11 protein-coding genes are annotated in these 14,541 nt (G+C 47.6%); all 11 read left to right on the top strand.

Translation table 11 applies throughout. The features are described from left to right. A partial coding sequence (locus GRP75_RS11770; RefSeq protein WP_160789390.1) for a cell wall hydrolase occupies window positions 1-585 on the top strand: 585 nt, incomplete at its 5' end. A 135-nt stretch (window positions 586-720) separates the two neighbouring features. Further along, window positions 721-1,404: a metal-dependent hydrolase gene (locus GRP75_RS11775; protein WP_028543114.1), complete on the top strand. Its 684-nt coding sequence runs from the start codon at window positions 721-723 to the stop codon at window positions 1,402-1,404. Window positions 1,405-1,867: 463 nt separating this feature from the next. Further along, window positions 1,868-6,466: a glutamate synthase large subunit gene (gltB, locus tag GRP75_RS11780; protein ID WP_160789391.1), complete on the top strand. Its 4,599-nt coding sequence runs from the start codon at window positions 1,868-1,870 to the stop codon at window positions 6,464-6,466. 321 nt (window positions 6,467-6,787) lie between these two features. Beyond that, window positions 6,788-8,425 carry a sensor histidine kinase gene (locus GRP75_RS11785; protein ID WP_028543112.1) on the top strand — a complete coding sequence of 546 codons (1,638 nt, stop codon included), beginning with the start codon at window positions 6,788-6,790 and terminating at the stop codon, window positions 8,423-8,425. Window positions 8,426-8,541: 116 nt separating this feature from the next. Further along, window positions 8,542-9,180, top strand: coding sequence for a response regulator (locus GRP75_RS11790; RefSeq protein ID WP_013309148.1), 639 nt, complete (start codon window positions 8,542-8,544; stop codon window positions 9,178-9,180). Window positions 9,181-9,461: 281 nt separating this feature from the next. Continuing rightward, the gene (locus GRP75_RS11795) at window positions 9,462-10,205 is read left to right on the top strand and encodes a Wzz/FepE/Etk N-terminal domain-containing protein (RefSeq protein WP_160789392.1); all 744 of its coding nucleotides are present in this window, start codon (window positions 9,462-9,464) and stop codon (window positions 10,203-10,205) included. Further along, window positions 10,189-10,827, top strand: a complete 639-nt coding sequence (locus GRP75_RS11800; protein WP_013309150.1) for a CpsD/CapB family tyrosine-protein kinase — start codon at window positions 10,189-10,191, stop codon at window positions 10,825-10,827. The genes GRP75_RS11795 and GRP75_RS11800 overlap by 17 nt, the downstream gene beginning before the upstream one ends. A gap of 39 nt (window positions 10,828-10,866) precedes the next feature. Further along, a complete protein-coding gene (gene galU / locus GRP75_RS11805) occupies window positions 10,867-11,760 on the top strand; it encodes a UTP--glucose-1-phosphate uridylyltransferase GalU (protein WP_013309151.1) in 894 nt (297 codons plus the stop codon). A 16-nt stretch (window positions 11,761-11,776) separates the two neighbouring features. Further along, window positions 11,777-12,475 carry a sugar transferase gene (locus tag GRP75_RS11810; protein ID WP_013309152.1) on the top strand — a complete coding sequence of 233 codons (699 nt, stop codon included), beginning with the start codon at window positions 11,777-11,779 and terminating at the stop codon, window positions 12,473-12,475. Then, window positions 12,475-13,410 carry a glycosyltransferase gene (locus tag GRP75_RS11815; RefSeq protein WP_160789393.1) on the top strand — a complete coding sequence of 312 codons (936 nt, stop codon included), beginning with the start codon at window positions 12,475-12,477 and terminating at the stop codon, window positions 13,408-13,410. Before GRP75_RS11810 ends, GRP75_RS11815 begins: the two co-directional genes overlap by 1 nt. 10 nt (window positions 13,411-13,420) lie before the next feature. Beyond that, the coding region (locus tag GRP75_RS11820; protein WP_160789394.1) for an O-antigen ligase family protein at window positions 13,421-14,541 on the top strand (1,121 nt) is incomplete at its 3' end.

A 14,541-nucleotide genomic window follows, 5' to 3' on the forward strand; every position in this document is an offset into this window, starting at 1 on the left:
CATGGGCAGTCAAGCTGGAAAGAAATCATGCCGACTCCGTTACCTGCTTCCCAGATGAAGCAGGCGGAACAAGCTCGGAATAACGTTGCTACAGGCAAGAAAAAGCCTGAGGTCCAGCATAGCAAGTCCGCAATCCTAACCCCTCCTACAACCATCTACTTTACGAAGACAAAAATGCTCACGCAGGATGACAAGGCGTTGTCTACCTGGAGCTATCCTGTCTCCGCTAAAGAACTGCTCCTGCTGCAAAAAATAGTGATGGCAGAAGCAGAAGGCGAACCGTACGAAGGCAAAGTGGCAGTTGCCAACGTTGTCTTAAACCGGCTGCGGTCAGCCCCATTTCCCGATACAATTCAGGCAGTGATTTATCAAAAAGCGCAATTTAGTCCGGTCGCGAACGGGCGTCTTCGTCGTGTTCAGCCCAACCAGGACAGCATCCGTGCGGTTACTGCTGCTTTGAACGGCCATAAAGCCGTGCCTGATAACACCTGTTTTTTCCTGTCGCTTACGTTGGCCCAGGACCTTACGGTTCATCATTCGCGTACCAAGGTGAAAACTATCGGTCATCATACTTTCTACAAATAACAGCCCTTTCTAAACAATAGGGTTCAGCTTTGTGAACGGATTTTGTGGTACAGGTGAAGCCAGTATGCAAAAGAGTTATAATAGGTAAAGGAAAGTAACCAAAATAATGAAAGTGACAAAGGAGGCGTAGATGATATGAAAATCACATATTATGGACATTCAGTTGTACTGGTAGAGGCAGAGGGGAAACGGATTATTATTGATCCTTTTTTGACGGGAAATCCTAAGGCAACCGTAAAAGCTGAGGATATTCAGGTGGATGCCGTGTTGTTGACACACGGTCATGCTGATCATTTTGGAGATGCTGTTGAAATTGCCAAGCGCAATGATTGTCCAGTAATCGCGGTCGCGGAACTGGCTGAATATTGTTCATCCTTGGGAGCCAAAGCTCACGGTATGAATCTGGGTGGGGGTCACCACTTTGACGGTTTCCATGTGAAATTCACGCTTGCGTTCCACAGCTCATCTTTGACGGTGGACGGACAAACCATTTACATGGGAGAGCCGGCGGGGATTTTATTGACCATGGGAGGCCAAACCTTTTTCCATGCAGGGGATACCGGCCTGTTTGGCGACATGCGTCTCATTGGGGAAACTAACTCCATCGATGCTGCGGTATTGCCGATCGGAGATGGTTATACGATGGGACCGGAGGATGCATTGCTGGCAGCAAAATGGCTGCGTGCAAGCCGCGTAATACCGGTGCATTACAATACGTTCCCGGGTATTGAGCAGGACGGAGACGGCTTCTGTGATCGTCTACACAAAGAAGGCATTGAAGGGAAAGCATTGAAGCCCGGCGAAAGTCTCGAATTTTAATACGGATATCTGATTTGCGGGAATACACTTGATGGTCTATAAACTCATCAAATCTCTTTTGTCAGCCTTTTCTGTTCCTTAGAGGAATAGGAAAGGCTGTTTTTTAAAAGTGAATATTTATACATAAAAATGAGATATTTTTGCATTGATACGTTGAAGCTGTAATGTAAAAGATTTATTATCACAATCATAAAAACTTTGAATTGCTAACATGATAGGTCAATGATAAAATGATAGAACTAATTAGATTCATCAGTGGAATCGACGTATTTTTCAAGTCAAGCCATTGCATAATTATTGAAAAACATACGCATTCAGCGGACCGTACCGCCTTGAATACGTCACATGTTTTGTCCCCCATTCCTCGTAGTTGTTCTTTGAGTTACCTCTTGTTGCCACTGTCTTCTATTCGGCCGCCTGTATTTCAGGCCAGCATGACTTTATAACAGAAAGGTTGCGTTCCATGAGACAGACAGGTTTACCACCCAAACAGGGACTATATGATCCCCAATTCGAAAAAGACGCCTGCGGCATGGGCTTTGTTGCCCACATCAAGGGAAAACCATCGCACGATATTGTAAGTCAGGCTTTGACCATGCTCGTGAATATGGAGCATCGGGGCGGTCAGGGAAGTGAACCAAACTCCGGTGACGGAGCAGGGATTATGATTCAGGTCCCTCATCTGTTTTTTCAAGAGGAAGCGGAGCGATTGGGTTTCAAATTGCCAAAGGCCGGACATTATGGCGTTGGTATGCTTTTTGTATCCAATGATCCCAAAGTTCGTGAGGTACATGAGCAGAAGCTAAGAGATATCATCGTGGACGAAGGTCAAAATTGTTTGGGTTTTCGCGATGTTCCAACTTATGACGAAATGCTGGGGAAATCGGCAAAAGCAGCTAAACCGGGCGTGCGTCAGGTATTCATCGGTCGCAGTAGCGATCTGAAGGAAGAGCTGGACTTCGAACGGAAACTGTATGTCATTCGCAAACGTGCAGAGCTTGCTATTCGCTATAACCAAGAGGATGAGAACGGTGAGTCGTTCTATATTCCAAGTTTGTCATGTCGCAAGGTTGTATACAAAGGAATGCTGACAACCGAACAGGTAGGCAAATTTTATCTGGATTTGCAGGATGAGCGGGTGACATCGGCGATCGCGCTGGTCCATTCCCGTTTTAGCACGAATACGTTCCCGAGCTGGGACCGTGCGCATCCTTATCGTTTTATGATTCACAACGGTGAAATCAATACTATGCGCGGCAACGTGAACTGGATGCATGCTCGCCAGGCGCAGTTTGAAAGCGAAGCGTTTGGTGGAGATATCAAGAAGGTAAAACCAGTCATTAACCCAGATGGCTCCGATACAGCCATGTTTGATAATACGCTGGAGTTTCTGTATCTGAGCGGACGTTCCCTTCCTCATGTAGCCATGATGATGGTGCCGGAGCCTTGGAACAAGCATGAAACCATGGACCCGAAGAAGCGAGCATTTTATGAATATCACAGCACCATGATGGAACCGTGGGACGGACCTGCTGCGATGGCGTTTACAGACGGTATCCAAATCGGAGCCATTCTCGACCGCAACGGTCTGCGTCCTGCACGTTACTATGTGACCAAGGACGATCTGATCGCACTGTCTTCAGAGGCGGGTGTATTGGATATTGCTCCTGAAAATGTGCTCTATAAGGATCGTCTCCGTCCGGGTCGTATGCTGTTGGTTGATACTCAAGAAGGCCGTATCGTTTCTGACGAAGAGTTAAAGGAACGTATCGCTTCCGAGGAACCTTATCAGCAATGGCTGGATGAGCACTTGGTTGATCTGGATGAGCTGCCGGAAGCACTAGAACAGCCGGAGCCTAAACATGAAAATGTAAATCAGCTTCAGCTCGCTTTTGGATATACGTTTGAAGAACTGCGCAAAATTCTGGAGCCGATGGCACTTACAGGTGCAGAACCGATTGGCTCAATGGGGTACGACGCACCATTGGCGGTGCTGTCTGATCGTCCGCAACGTTTGTACAATTACTTTAAACAAATGTTTGCCCAAGTCACGAACCCGCCGATTGACGCCATTCGTGAAGAGATTGTAACGTCAACCGCAACTACGATTGGGCCAGAGCGCAATTTACTGCATCCAGAACCGGAAAGCTGTCGTCAGATTCGTTTGGATTCGCCGGTGTTGTCGAATGAGGAGTTTGCCAAAATTCGCCACGTACACCGTCCGGGCTTCAAATCAATGACAATTCCGATCTTCTTTGAAGCGAAGGAAGGTGCTGAGGGCTTACGCAAGGCGCTGGAAGGATTGTTTGAGGCGGCTGACCGTGTCATTGACAAAGGTCATAACATCCTGATTTTGTCCGACCGTGGAGTGGATGCGGAAAATGCGGCCATTCCGGCGTTGCTAGCTGTTTCCAGCCTGCATCACCATCTGATTAAGCAGGGTACACGTACACGTGTGAGCATTTTGCTGGAGTCCGGGGAGCCAAGGGATATTCACCATTATGCGGTGCTGCTTGGCTACGGTGTGAGCGCGGTTAATCCTTATCTGGCTTTTGAAACGCTGGATGTCATGATTCAGCAGGGCTTGCTGCGCGGCATCTCGCACGAAAAGGCAGTTAAAAATTATATTAAAGCGGCAACAAAGGGTGTCGTTAAAATATTGTCCAAAATGGGTATTTCCACGATTCAGTCGTACCGTGGAGCACAAATTTTTGAGGCTGTAGGTCTGAAACAGGATTTTGTTGACCGTTATTTCACCTGGACACCTTCCCGCATTGGCGGTATCGGTCTGGAGGAAGTGACTACGGAAGCGCTGGTTCATCATAACCGTGCTTTCACCGACAAGGACGGCAACGACAAAGTGCTGGATTCGGGCGGCGACTATCAATGGCGTAATGACGGGGAAGAGCATTTGTTTAACCCGCAAACGGTGCATTTGCTCCAGCAGTCGGTTCGCTCTGGAGACTACAAGTTATACAAGAAATACGCCAAGCTGGTGCGGGGCGAAACGGAACAGCATTTAACGATCCGCTCGATGCTTCAGTTGAAGCCTACGGGTGAGCCTGTGCCGCTGGAAGAAGTGGAATCCGCTGCATCCATTATGCGTCGCTTCAAGACAGGAGCCATGTCCTTTGGCTCGATCAGTCAGGAAGCGCATGAAGATATGGCGATTGCGATGAATCGGATCGGTGGCAAGAGCAATACGGGTGAAGGTGGGGAGAACCCTGCACGTTTCATTCCGGATGCCAATGGCGATTCTCGTCGCAGTTCGATTAAGCAGGTAGCGTCGGGCCGATTCGGTGTAACATCGAATTACTTGGTGAATGCCGACGAAATTCAGATCAAAATGGCGCAAGGCGCGAAGCCGGGCGAAGGTGGACAACTGCCAGGACGTAAGGTATACCCTTGGGTTGCTGAGGTACGTGGTTCTACGCCAGGAGTAGGTTTGATTTCACCACCGCCGCATCACGATATTTATTCTATCGAGGATTTGGCAGAGCTCATCTATGATCTCAAAAACGCCAATCCGCGTGCTGACATTAACGTGAAACTGGTGTCAGAAGTAGGCGTAGGCACGATTGCTACAGGGGTAGCAAAAGGCCGTGCTGACATTATTCTGGTCAGCGGTTACGACGGTGGTACAGGCGCTTCCCCGCAAGGCTCCATTCGCCATGCAGGTATGCCTTGGGAGCTGGGTCTGGCGGAGACGCATCAGACGCTGATGTTAAACAACCTGCGCGACCGCGTGGTACTGGAGACAGACGGCAAGATGCTGTCTGGCCGCGATTTGGTAGTAGCTGCCCTGTTGGGCGCAGAAGAATACGGCTTCTCTACAGCGCCGCTCGTGGCGTTGGGCTGTATTATGATGCGGGTATGCCAAATGGATACATGTCCAGTTGGTGTGGCTACGCAGAATCCGGAGCTGCGCAAAAATTATATGGGCGATCCTGCCCATGTGGTGAATTTTATGCGTTTCATCGCAGAAGATGTCCGTGAAATTATGGCGGAATTGGGCTTCCGTACAATTCAGGAAATGATTGGACGTACGGATTGTCTGGATACCGTGAACGCCGATTCACATTGGAAGAAGAAGGGCGTAGACCTGAGCTTGCTGTTGCATGTTCCTGAGTTGGAAGAAGGTAGTGTACGTTACCGCGTACAACGCCAAAATCACGGTCTGGAAGAAACACTCGACATGCAGCAGCTCGTACCGATGGCTGCGGAAGCGCTGGAGAACGGAACGCCTGTTGAGGGTACCTTACCTATTACAAACGTGAATCGGGCGGTAGGAACGATTCTGGGCAGCGAGGTTACCCGTAAGTATGGAGCGGCGGGTCTGCCAGAGGATACGATTCGCTTTAACTTTATTGGATCGGCAGGTCAGAGCTTCGGGGCATTTATTCCGAAAGGCATCACGCTGAGCGTGGAAGGCGATAGCAATGACTATGTCGGTAAAGGGCTATCTGGCGGTAAGGTTATAGTGAAAAAGTCTCACAAAGCGACCTTTAAGGCAGAAGAGAACATTATTATCGGAAATACAGCCTTGTATGGAGCGACCAGCGGTGAAGCTTACATTAGCGGAATCGCAGGCGAGCGCTTTGCCGTTCGGAACTCCGGCGCACGAATTGTAGTTGAGGGCGTTGGGGATCATGGTTGCGAATATATGACGGGCGGACGTGTAGCGGTATTGGGTGGAACCGGACGGAATTTTGGAGCCGGAATGTCCGGAGGTATTGCATATGTCTATGACCCTGAGGGGACGTTCCTGAGCCGTTGTAATCTGGAAATGGTGTTGCTGGAAGGTGTGGAAGAACCTGCAGAAGCAGCGGATTTGCGCGGCTTGATTCAACGCCATGTCACTTACACGGGCAGTGAAGCGGGACAACGTATTTTGGATGATTGGCAGACTGCGATTCAGCAGTTTGTACGAGTGATTCCAAAGGATTACAAGCGTATGGTTGAACAGATCCAAAAAGAAGAGGCAACTGGTTTGAGCGGAGATGAAGCTCTGTTGGCAGCATTTGAAGCCAATATGCGTGAATTGGCGCGTGCCGGGGGCTAAAATGTAGACTACCAAATTTACTAAAAAAGGACTCGCTGAATACCGCTGTTATAATCACGGTGGTACCAGCAAGTCTTTTTTAGGTTGCTAAAAATGTGATTCATTTCCTTGACAAACGTCATAAATTCTGACATTACCCCCAAAATGTTTTCCTGAAACGGTAAATATGTTATAAAAAGTACCAAATTTTTTGGAATGTAACCGTTTACGTAAGAGTTTATGTCTTGTTATTTATTTTTGGATTGGTTATGATTTTTTTAGAGTACACAAACAAACCTAATATGCCCATCGTCCCTTCAAAACACAGAATAGGGTGACAGGATGAAGTTGAGGAAGTCAGCAGAAGACAAAATGATTTTTTTATACCGTTATGTATCACTATCTCTAACGTCACTTGTTTTTCTGTTCGAATCATCTAGGTTAATCGTGTGGCAGAAGCTATTACTGATTGGTTTTCTATTTTTATCCGTTACAGCATTTACTTGGATTTACCGTAAATACAGACTTCATGATATGGTATTGAAATGCAGCATTGCACTAGAAACAGCAGGGATCATTTTGTTGTTATTCCCAACCGGAGGGATGGATAGCCCGTTCAAATGGTATGTGATTACCCCCATGCTGGTGGCTTGTGCTCATCTGTCTATGAGATACAGTTGGACACTCCTCCTTTCTTATATCGGCTTGGTGCTTACATTTTGTTATATCTTTTTTACACCAGGTCAATATTTTTTGTGGGATCTTATATTGCAGAATATCAATTTGTTTCTGGTACTGATCGTAACTACGATGGCAATGCAGGTTATCGGCGTCATGAAGGACGAACTGAAGGTGGCTAAAGAACAAGCCAATGAGACGATGGATCATATCAAGTCGATTTACCACATCATGGAGACGACCAGCCACAATGAGGCTTTAAATCTCGGCCAGGTCATCTCAGACTATACTGTCAAGCTAACAAAGCAGAGCCGTGCATTTTTCTGGCTGGATAGTCAGGAGGAGGATGCACCGGAAAGTAGCCAGACAGGCTGGACGGTAGAGGAGGAGGAGCAGCTATTTGAGGAGCTGGGGAATTATCGGGAGGAATTCAGGGAAGAGCGTGAACCATTTTTCAGACATCTGCCAGAATGGGGCGATTTCCTCATGATCACAGTACCGATGACGACCCGTTTTGTAGCGACGATTGGCCTCAAGCTGGGCCCGGATCAAAGTCTGACAGGAAGACGCTGGCTCGTGCAACAACTGATATTCTTGGCTGAGCTGAGCGCTGTGTTCTTGGAGCGCTATGAGCTGGAGCGTATTGAAAATCAGCTGATTGTGACGAATGAGCAGAACCGAATTGCAAATGAAATGCATGACAATGTTTCTCAAAGTCTTTTTGGTATTGTGTACGCAACGCATTCTCTCCGGCAAACCTGGTGTCATCAGCCAAAGGAGCAGGTGGAGGAGCAAATTGATCTAATTCAGCAATCTGCTAACCAAGCGGTTAGAGAGCTGAAAGGGGCGATTCATAGTCTAAGCTCGAAAAAAAGCGGAGGCTCAACTTGGTTAGGGACGGTGAAAAGTCATCTCCATACACTCTCCAAGCTGAACCATGTACAAATTGATTTTGACATTCATGGTGATCATTATTCACTTCCGTATTTGTACCAAAAAGCTTTGTTCCGCATCATTTCCGAAGCGGCGGGGAACGCAATCCGTCATGGATTGGCCAAGCGAATTGATGTGAAGTTAAAATTGACGCCCCAAGTGATTAGACTGTCTATTCATGACGACGGAGTAGGGTTTGAGACGGCGAGAATGGTAGCAGGAGGTGAGGCGGTCAGTGCAGGCGGGGGCCTGGGCATGATGAATATGGAATATTTAGCTCAATCGATGGGAGGCGAATTTGATATTTCAAGTCGAATCGGAGAGGGAACACAGATCCGATTGTCCATTCCGGTAAATGCTTATGAATGAGGATTTTGCAAAATCCTCGAATAAAATGCGTGAACATTCTGCAATACAAAATCTGCGGTAACAATCGGATACATAGGGATTATGCAAATCCTGAACTGTAGACAGGAGGCCGAATCATGAAAATTGTCATTGTCGATGATCATCCTTTAGTACGGAAAGGACTCGCTGCGGTTATATCCATGCAGCCCAATGTTCAGTTTGCGGGAGAGGCCCAGAATCAACAGGAAGCACTTGTGGTGATCGAGGAAACAGATCCGGATCTGGTGCTGCTGGATTTGAAACTAGCTGATGAATCGGGGCTGGATATTATCAAGATAGCGCGCGGACGTGGTTTCAGAAGCAAATTTATTTTGCTGACCTCTTCCGCAACACGTGAAGATTTTCTGAAAGCAGAGGAAGCTTCCGTGGATGGTTATGTGCTTAAGGAAGCATTGCCTGAGGAATTAATTTACGCGATTCATCTTGTCAACAAAGGACGCAAATATTATGATCCGGCTATTCTCGAAAACAAGCTGCGTGAAGATGCGGGCAATCTGTCGGACGACCTGACGCCAAAGGAAAAGGAAGTGCTGGTCGAGCTGGGACAAGGAGCCTGCAATCGTGAAATTGCATCGCGGTTATTTATCAGTGAGTTCACAGTCAAAAAGCATGTCAGTCAGATCTTGGCCAAGCTGCGGCTGGCGGATCGTACGCAGGCAGCATTGTATGCCAATGCCATTGGTCTGGCGAAGTACGAGCCAACAAACATGGTATGATGCGCTGACTCTATAAGCTGCGCTGCACTTTTAGATGCGAGTGGAAAGAAAAGCCTCAAAATCACCAAGCTTTGTGATTTTGAGGCTTTTTTCGATTTCTTTTTCCATAATCGACAAAGCATGGTACAAAAGTATACCATGCCGTATCCGAAAGTATACATTTCCCTCCCCCCATAGTGAGGGAGAAAGTGCCATTCGGTTCCATGTCGTTCACAGAGCCAATTGTTACAATAAAGTCATACTTAAATATGAAGAGAAATTGTATAGGAGGGAGGATTTTTGTGGAGAAAACCATTTTGGATTATCTAGTCCTGATCAAAAGAAGATTGTGGCTGATCGCAATTTTTGTCATTCTCTCATGTGTAACAACATACTTTGTGAGCGACAATGTTGTGAAGCCAGTCTATTCCGCTTCAAGCCAACTGCTGGTTAATCATATTTCCGCCAAGCAGGGGAGTAACAATCTGAACGACGTCAACACAAGTCTTAATTTGGTGGAAAGCTACAAGCAAATTCTCACTTCACCTAAAATTATGGACGCTGTTGTAGCGGCTCATCCCGAGTTCGGTTTGACGCAGCAGAAGTTGGCAGAGAAGCTGCAGATTAAATCCTCGGATAAAAGTCAGGTTATCGGTTTGACGTTTGAGGCAGGGAGCTATCCACAGGCCGCAGCGGTTGTAAACGCGGTAACCCAGAAATTCGTACAGACAGTTCCGGGATTGATGGAATTGAATAATGTGAAAATTTTAAATGAAGCGGACCCTCAGGCCAATCCTGACCCGATTAATGGGAACCCGCTCATGAATATTGCGATTAGTTTTCTCGTATCGCTGATGATTGCATTGGGCACGATTGTGTTCCTGGAAAGCATTAACGGCACGCTGCGCTCGGAGAAAGAAGCGGACGCGGACATCGGTATTCCGGTAATTGCATCGATTCCAGTCATTCGCAAGAAGGACGTCGATGGAGCAGCCGGAAATTCCAAAGAACGGGTAGGGGAGCGTGAATATGCTGCGATTGAATGACATGTTGATTACAGAAAGTAATCCATCATCGTATATCTCGGAATCATTTCGATCCCTCCGTACATACATCCGGCAGCAGGTGATTGGGCAAAAGGACCGTGGAACGGTTCTATTGTTGACCTCGCCGGAAAGCGGAGCGGGTAAAACTACACTGCTCGCCAACATCGGAGTTTCCTTTGCACAAGAAGGCAAGAAGGTGGCTCTGGTGGATTGCAATCTGCATAAACCAGCGCTGCACGAGATATTCGGAATGGAGAATACCGGAGGTCTATCGGCTTATTTGCGCGGTGGGGCTTCTTCCAAGTCTATCGTTAGGCATGGTGGGCTGGAGCTATCGGTTGTTCCCGGTGGAGACACCCTGTACAACGCAGCAGATCTGCTCGGTAGCGAACGTATGGCTGAGCTGCTGGAAGAGCTCAAACGTGAATATGACATCATCTTGCTTGATTCGGCTCCGGCGTTGAATTATACGGATGCTCGCTTGATTGCAGGCTTGACGGATGGTGTGATTCTCGTTGCTAGACATGGTCGTACCAAACGGGAAGATCTACGCAAAACAAAGCAACTCATGGAGCAGGCCAGTGCGACGCTGGTTGGAATTGTGATGAATCAGGTGAAGTAAGCAACACCAAAATTCGATGAAGCAAGGAGAATGAGTGCGATGACGAAAAGAGTGAAAAAGGCCATTATTCCAGCAGCAGGGTTAGGTACGCGCTTCCTCCCTGCCACAAAAGCGATGCCTAAGGAAATGCTTCCAATTATCAATAAGCCTACGATTCAATATATCGTGGAAGAAGCGATTGCTTCTGGTATTGAGGACATTATTATCGTTACGGGTAAAGGCAAACGTGCCATTGAGGATCACTTTGACAACGCATTTGAGCTAGAATCCAAACTGCTCGAGGACGGTAAGCTGAAGCTTCTGGAGGAAGTACAGCGTTCTTCAGGAGTGGAAATTCACTACATTCGCCAAAAAGAACCCAAAGGTCTTGGACATGCGGTATGGTGCGCAAGACGCTTTATCGGGGACGAGCCGTTTGGTGTGCTGCTGGGCGATGATATCGTAACAGGTCAAAAACCTTGCCTGCGCCAGCTGATGGATCAGTATGAGGAAACTCAAAATTCGGTTATCGGTGTGCAGCGGGTACCGCAGGAATTTACGAACCGGTACGGCATCATTGAACCGGATCAGCAGGACGGACGCTTGTACCGAGTGAATAATTTTATAGAAAAACCGGCTCCAGGCACAGCGCCATCCGATTTGGCTATTATGGGTCGCTACGTGTTCTCGCCGAAAATTTTCAAATATCTTGATCTTCAGGAAAAAGGAGCTGGCGGCGAAATTCAGTTGACGGATGCGATCCAAAAGCTGAATCAGAGTGAGCGTGTGTACGCCTATGATTTTGAAGGCACACGTTATGACGTGGGTGAGCGTCTTGGATATATTTTAACCACACTTGAATTTGCACTTGCCAGCGATGATTTGAAGTATCCGGTTATGGAGGCCATGAATGAATGGTTGAAAAAGACCGAGAAAGCAACCACGGCAGGTTGAGAGGGGGTACGTCAGCATGAGCATGGAAAATTTACCGGAGGACGGCGAGGCTGTCATGTCAGGTAAAGCGTTTTACATGCCATACGGAAATACACAAATTCAGGATAAAACGTCCTACCTGGTCACAAAACGCCTCCTTGATATGCTGCTGTCGTTCGTGGGCTTGATCGTCTTGCTTCCGCTTTTTGTAGTGGTAGGCGTTTTGATTAAGCTCGAAGACCCAAAGGGAAGCGTGTTTTTCAAGCAAACTCGGGTGGGCAAGAATGAGAAGTTATTCGATATGTATAAATTCCGTTCAATGGTGTCCAATGCTGAGGAACTGAAAAAGGACTTGATGGAGCTGAATGAAGTGAGCGGCGCCATGTTTAAAATTAAAAACGATCCTCGGATCACGAAAATTGGCAGTTTTCTGCGCAAGACGAGTATTGATGAGATTCCGCAGCTGTGGAACGTGTTGGTCGGCGACATGACCTTAGTCGGTCCGCGTCCGCCGTTGCCCAGCGAGGTCGAGCAATATTCCGATTATGATAAGCAACGCCTGATTGTAACACCGGGATGTACGGGTTACTGGCAGGTGAGCGCACGTAACAGTGTAGGCTTCGAAGAAATGGTGCAAATGGATTTGAAGTATATTCATGTTCGCAATACGTGGCTCGATTTGAAAATCATCATGAAAACAGGCGTTAAAATGCTGTTCTCCAAGGATGCTTACTGATGGATGCATTCAAGCGATGTCCCGCAGTGTCCGTCGTTATTTGCACCTATAACCGGGCGGACCTGCTGGAGAAAACGTTAATGTCCCTGCTGGAGCTGAAAGACCTTGCACTGGCTGAGATCATTGTGGTCGATAACCGATCCACCGATCATACAGCAGCGACGATCAAAAGGTTCACCGTCGCCTATGGTCAGAATATCCATCTCCGATATCATTATGAGCGCGAACAAGGACTGTCTGCTGCTCGTAATGCAGGCATTACGTTATCAAGAGCGGAAGTCATTGCTTTTCTCGATGATGATGCAATTCCGTGTGTTACATGGTTGCAAACGATTATGTCAGCATTCGGGAACAATCCTGAGCTGACGGCTATGGGTGGGAAAATTGACCCTATGTTTGAGACGGAACGACCGGGTTGGCTAACAGGCCCGCTTGAACTGCCTTACACGATTATTGATCTGGGCAAAGCCGTTCGTGAATATCCGTCTGGACTGAATCCATTTGGAGCGAATATGGCGATGCGCAAAACGGCTTTTGCCGCCGTTATGTTCCCGCTTCATCTAGGCAGAAAGGGAGATATCCTTCTATCAGGTGAAGAATCGTGGGTATTTGAGCAAATCCGTAAAAATGGTGGAACGATTATGTATCATCCACACATGTCTGTGGAACATTTTGTGCCGTCTTCACGGTTAACGAAAGAATGGATCATGAACCGCTACTATTGTCAGGGCATGTCTAACGCTGCTCAGGCCGTAGGTCTGCGCGGCAACGCGATGCTGATGGCGAAGATGGCAGCCAAAGTGTTATACATCACTGTGGATTCCCTGCTGGCACGTAGTGAGGGCAGGAAGCTGTTGAACCGGTGCAGGCTTGAAAGTATCCGTGGGACGCTGGATACACTGCGCAACCGGAAAAGCGAGTCAGCTGCGGGGTGAAAGATGGAACATGAGTAACTATCCTTGGACTACTAGAATAAACACCATACAGCATGTTTTTATTTTTCTACTGGGCGCTCTTGCTGTAGGAATTGCGGCTACCTATCAGCCGGTGGTCAGTATTGCGGCGGTATGTTTACTGCTCTTGCTGGCTGTTTCTATCCATCATCCGGAGCGCATCAGCTATGCTGTTTTGCTAAGTACAGCAGTCTCAGTCGATTCTCTGTATCAGGGTGGCGTGTTCGGTATTGAAATTTTGTCATTATACAAATTGGGCATTTTGGCTCTGCTGGTGCCGTGCATGCTCGTGTATGGCATACGTCTCAAGTTCAGCTATCCGGTCTGGGCATTGGTGATCATGCTGGGGATCACATTTGGATTTTCAGCATGGCTGCCTTTGTTAACGACCTCGATTGCCGTCAAGGCGTTTGTCGGTTTATCACTCCCTTTCTTTTTTTTATTGATCCAATGGAAAAAGGATGTAGCAGAAAAGCATATCCGACTGATCAGTCTGTTGCCAATTATTAGTGTGGTCATTGGGCTGGGTTTGCAGGTTCTGGGGCTGCATTCGTTTACGGATGTAGAATTTACGGGCGCAGTCAGAGTACAAGGAGCGAATATACCGCCGCATCTGGCAATGCTCTCCTTTCTCGGAATTGCCGTCTCTCTAATTGAGGTCAAGCGCAGACCCAAGCAAGCTGCTTTTTATTACACTGTGTTGGCACTGAACTTTCTGATTCTGATCGCCACCGGTACACGTGGACCGATTCTGGCATTGTTATTAATGTTTGCTGTGTATCTGTTTGATATTGCCCGTCAGTACCTCAAGGGGAAAGTCAATTATTTGCTACCGCTGGCCGGATCGTTTTTGGTTGCTCTGGGGGCGGTGGCCCTGCAATGGAACAATTTAAAAAAACGCTCCTTCGAACGGGAGACCGATACAGGCATTGACCTGTCGGGACGCTCGGAGGCATGGGAATATTTTTTGAACAGAGTACATGATTACCCTTGGTCAGGGAGAGGTCTTGGCGCGGTAACGGTCGCGAACGATGGGACATTATTCAATGGCTTTGTTGTACCGCATAACGAGTATATACGCTTTTATTTTGACACGGGATATATCGGTTGCGG

It is taken from the genome of Paenibacillus sp. OT2-17 (genome assembly GCF_009827695.1).
Classification (GTDB): domain Bacteria; phylum Bacillota; class Bacilli; order Paenibacillales; family Paenibacillaceae; genus Paenibacillus; species Paenibacillus polymyxa_B.

What these genes read in the sequence shown, in the direction of transcription:
- GRP75_RS11775 (WP_028543114.1), top strand. Translation starts at nt 721, where the DNA reads ATGAAAATCACATATTATGGACATTCAGTTGTACTGGTAGAGGCAGAG.
- gltB (WP_160789391.1), top strand. Translation starts at nt 1,868, where the DNA reads ATGAGACAGACAGGTTTACCACCCAAACAGGGACTATATGATCCCCAA.
- GRP75_RS11785 (WP_028543112.1), top strand. Translation starts at nt 6,788, where the DNA reads ATGAAGTTGAGGAAGTCAGCAGAAGACAAAATGATTTTTTTATACCGT.
- GRP75_RS11790 (WP_013309148.1), top strand. Translation starts at nt 8,542, where the DNA reads ATGAAAATTGTCATTGTCGATGATCATCCTTTAGTACGGAAAGGACTC.
- GRP75_RS11800 (WP_013309150.1), top strand. Translation starts at nt 10,189, where the DNA reads ATGCTGCGATTGAATGACATGTTGATTACAGAAAGTAATCCATCATCG.
- galU (WP_013309151.1), top strand. Translation starts at nt 10,867, where the DNA reads ATGACGAAAAGAGTGAAAAAGGCCATTATTCCAGCAGCAGGGTTAGGT.
- GRP75_RS11810 (WP_013309152.1), top strand. Translation starts at nt 11,777, where the DNA reads ATGAGCATGGAAAATTTACCGGAGGACGGCGAGGCTGTCATGTCAGGT.
- GRP75_RS11815 (WP_160789393.1), top strand. Translation starts at nt 12,475, where the DNA reads ATGGATGCATTCAAGCGATGTCCCGCAGTGTCCGTCGTTATTTGCACC.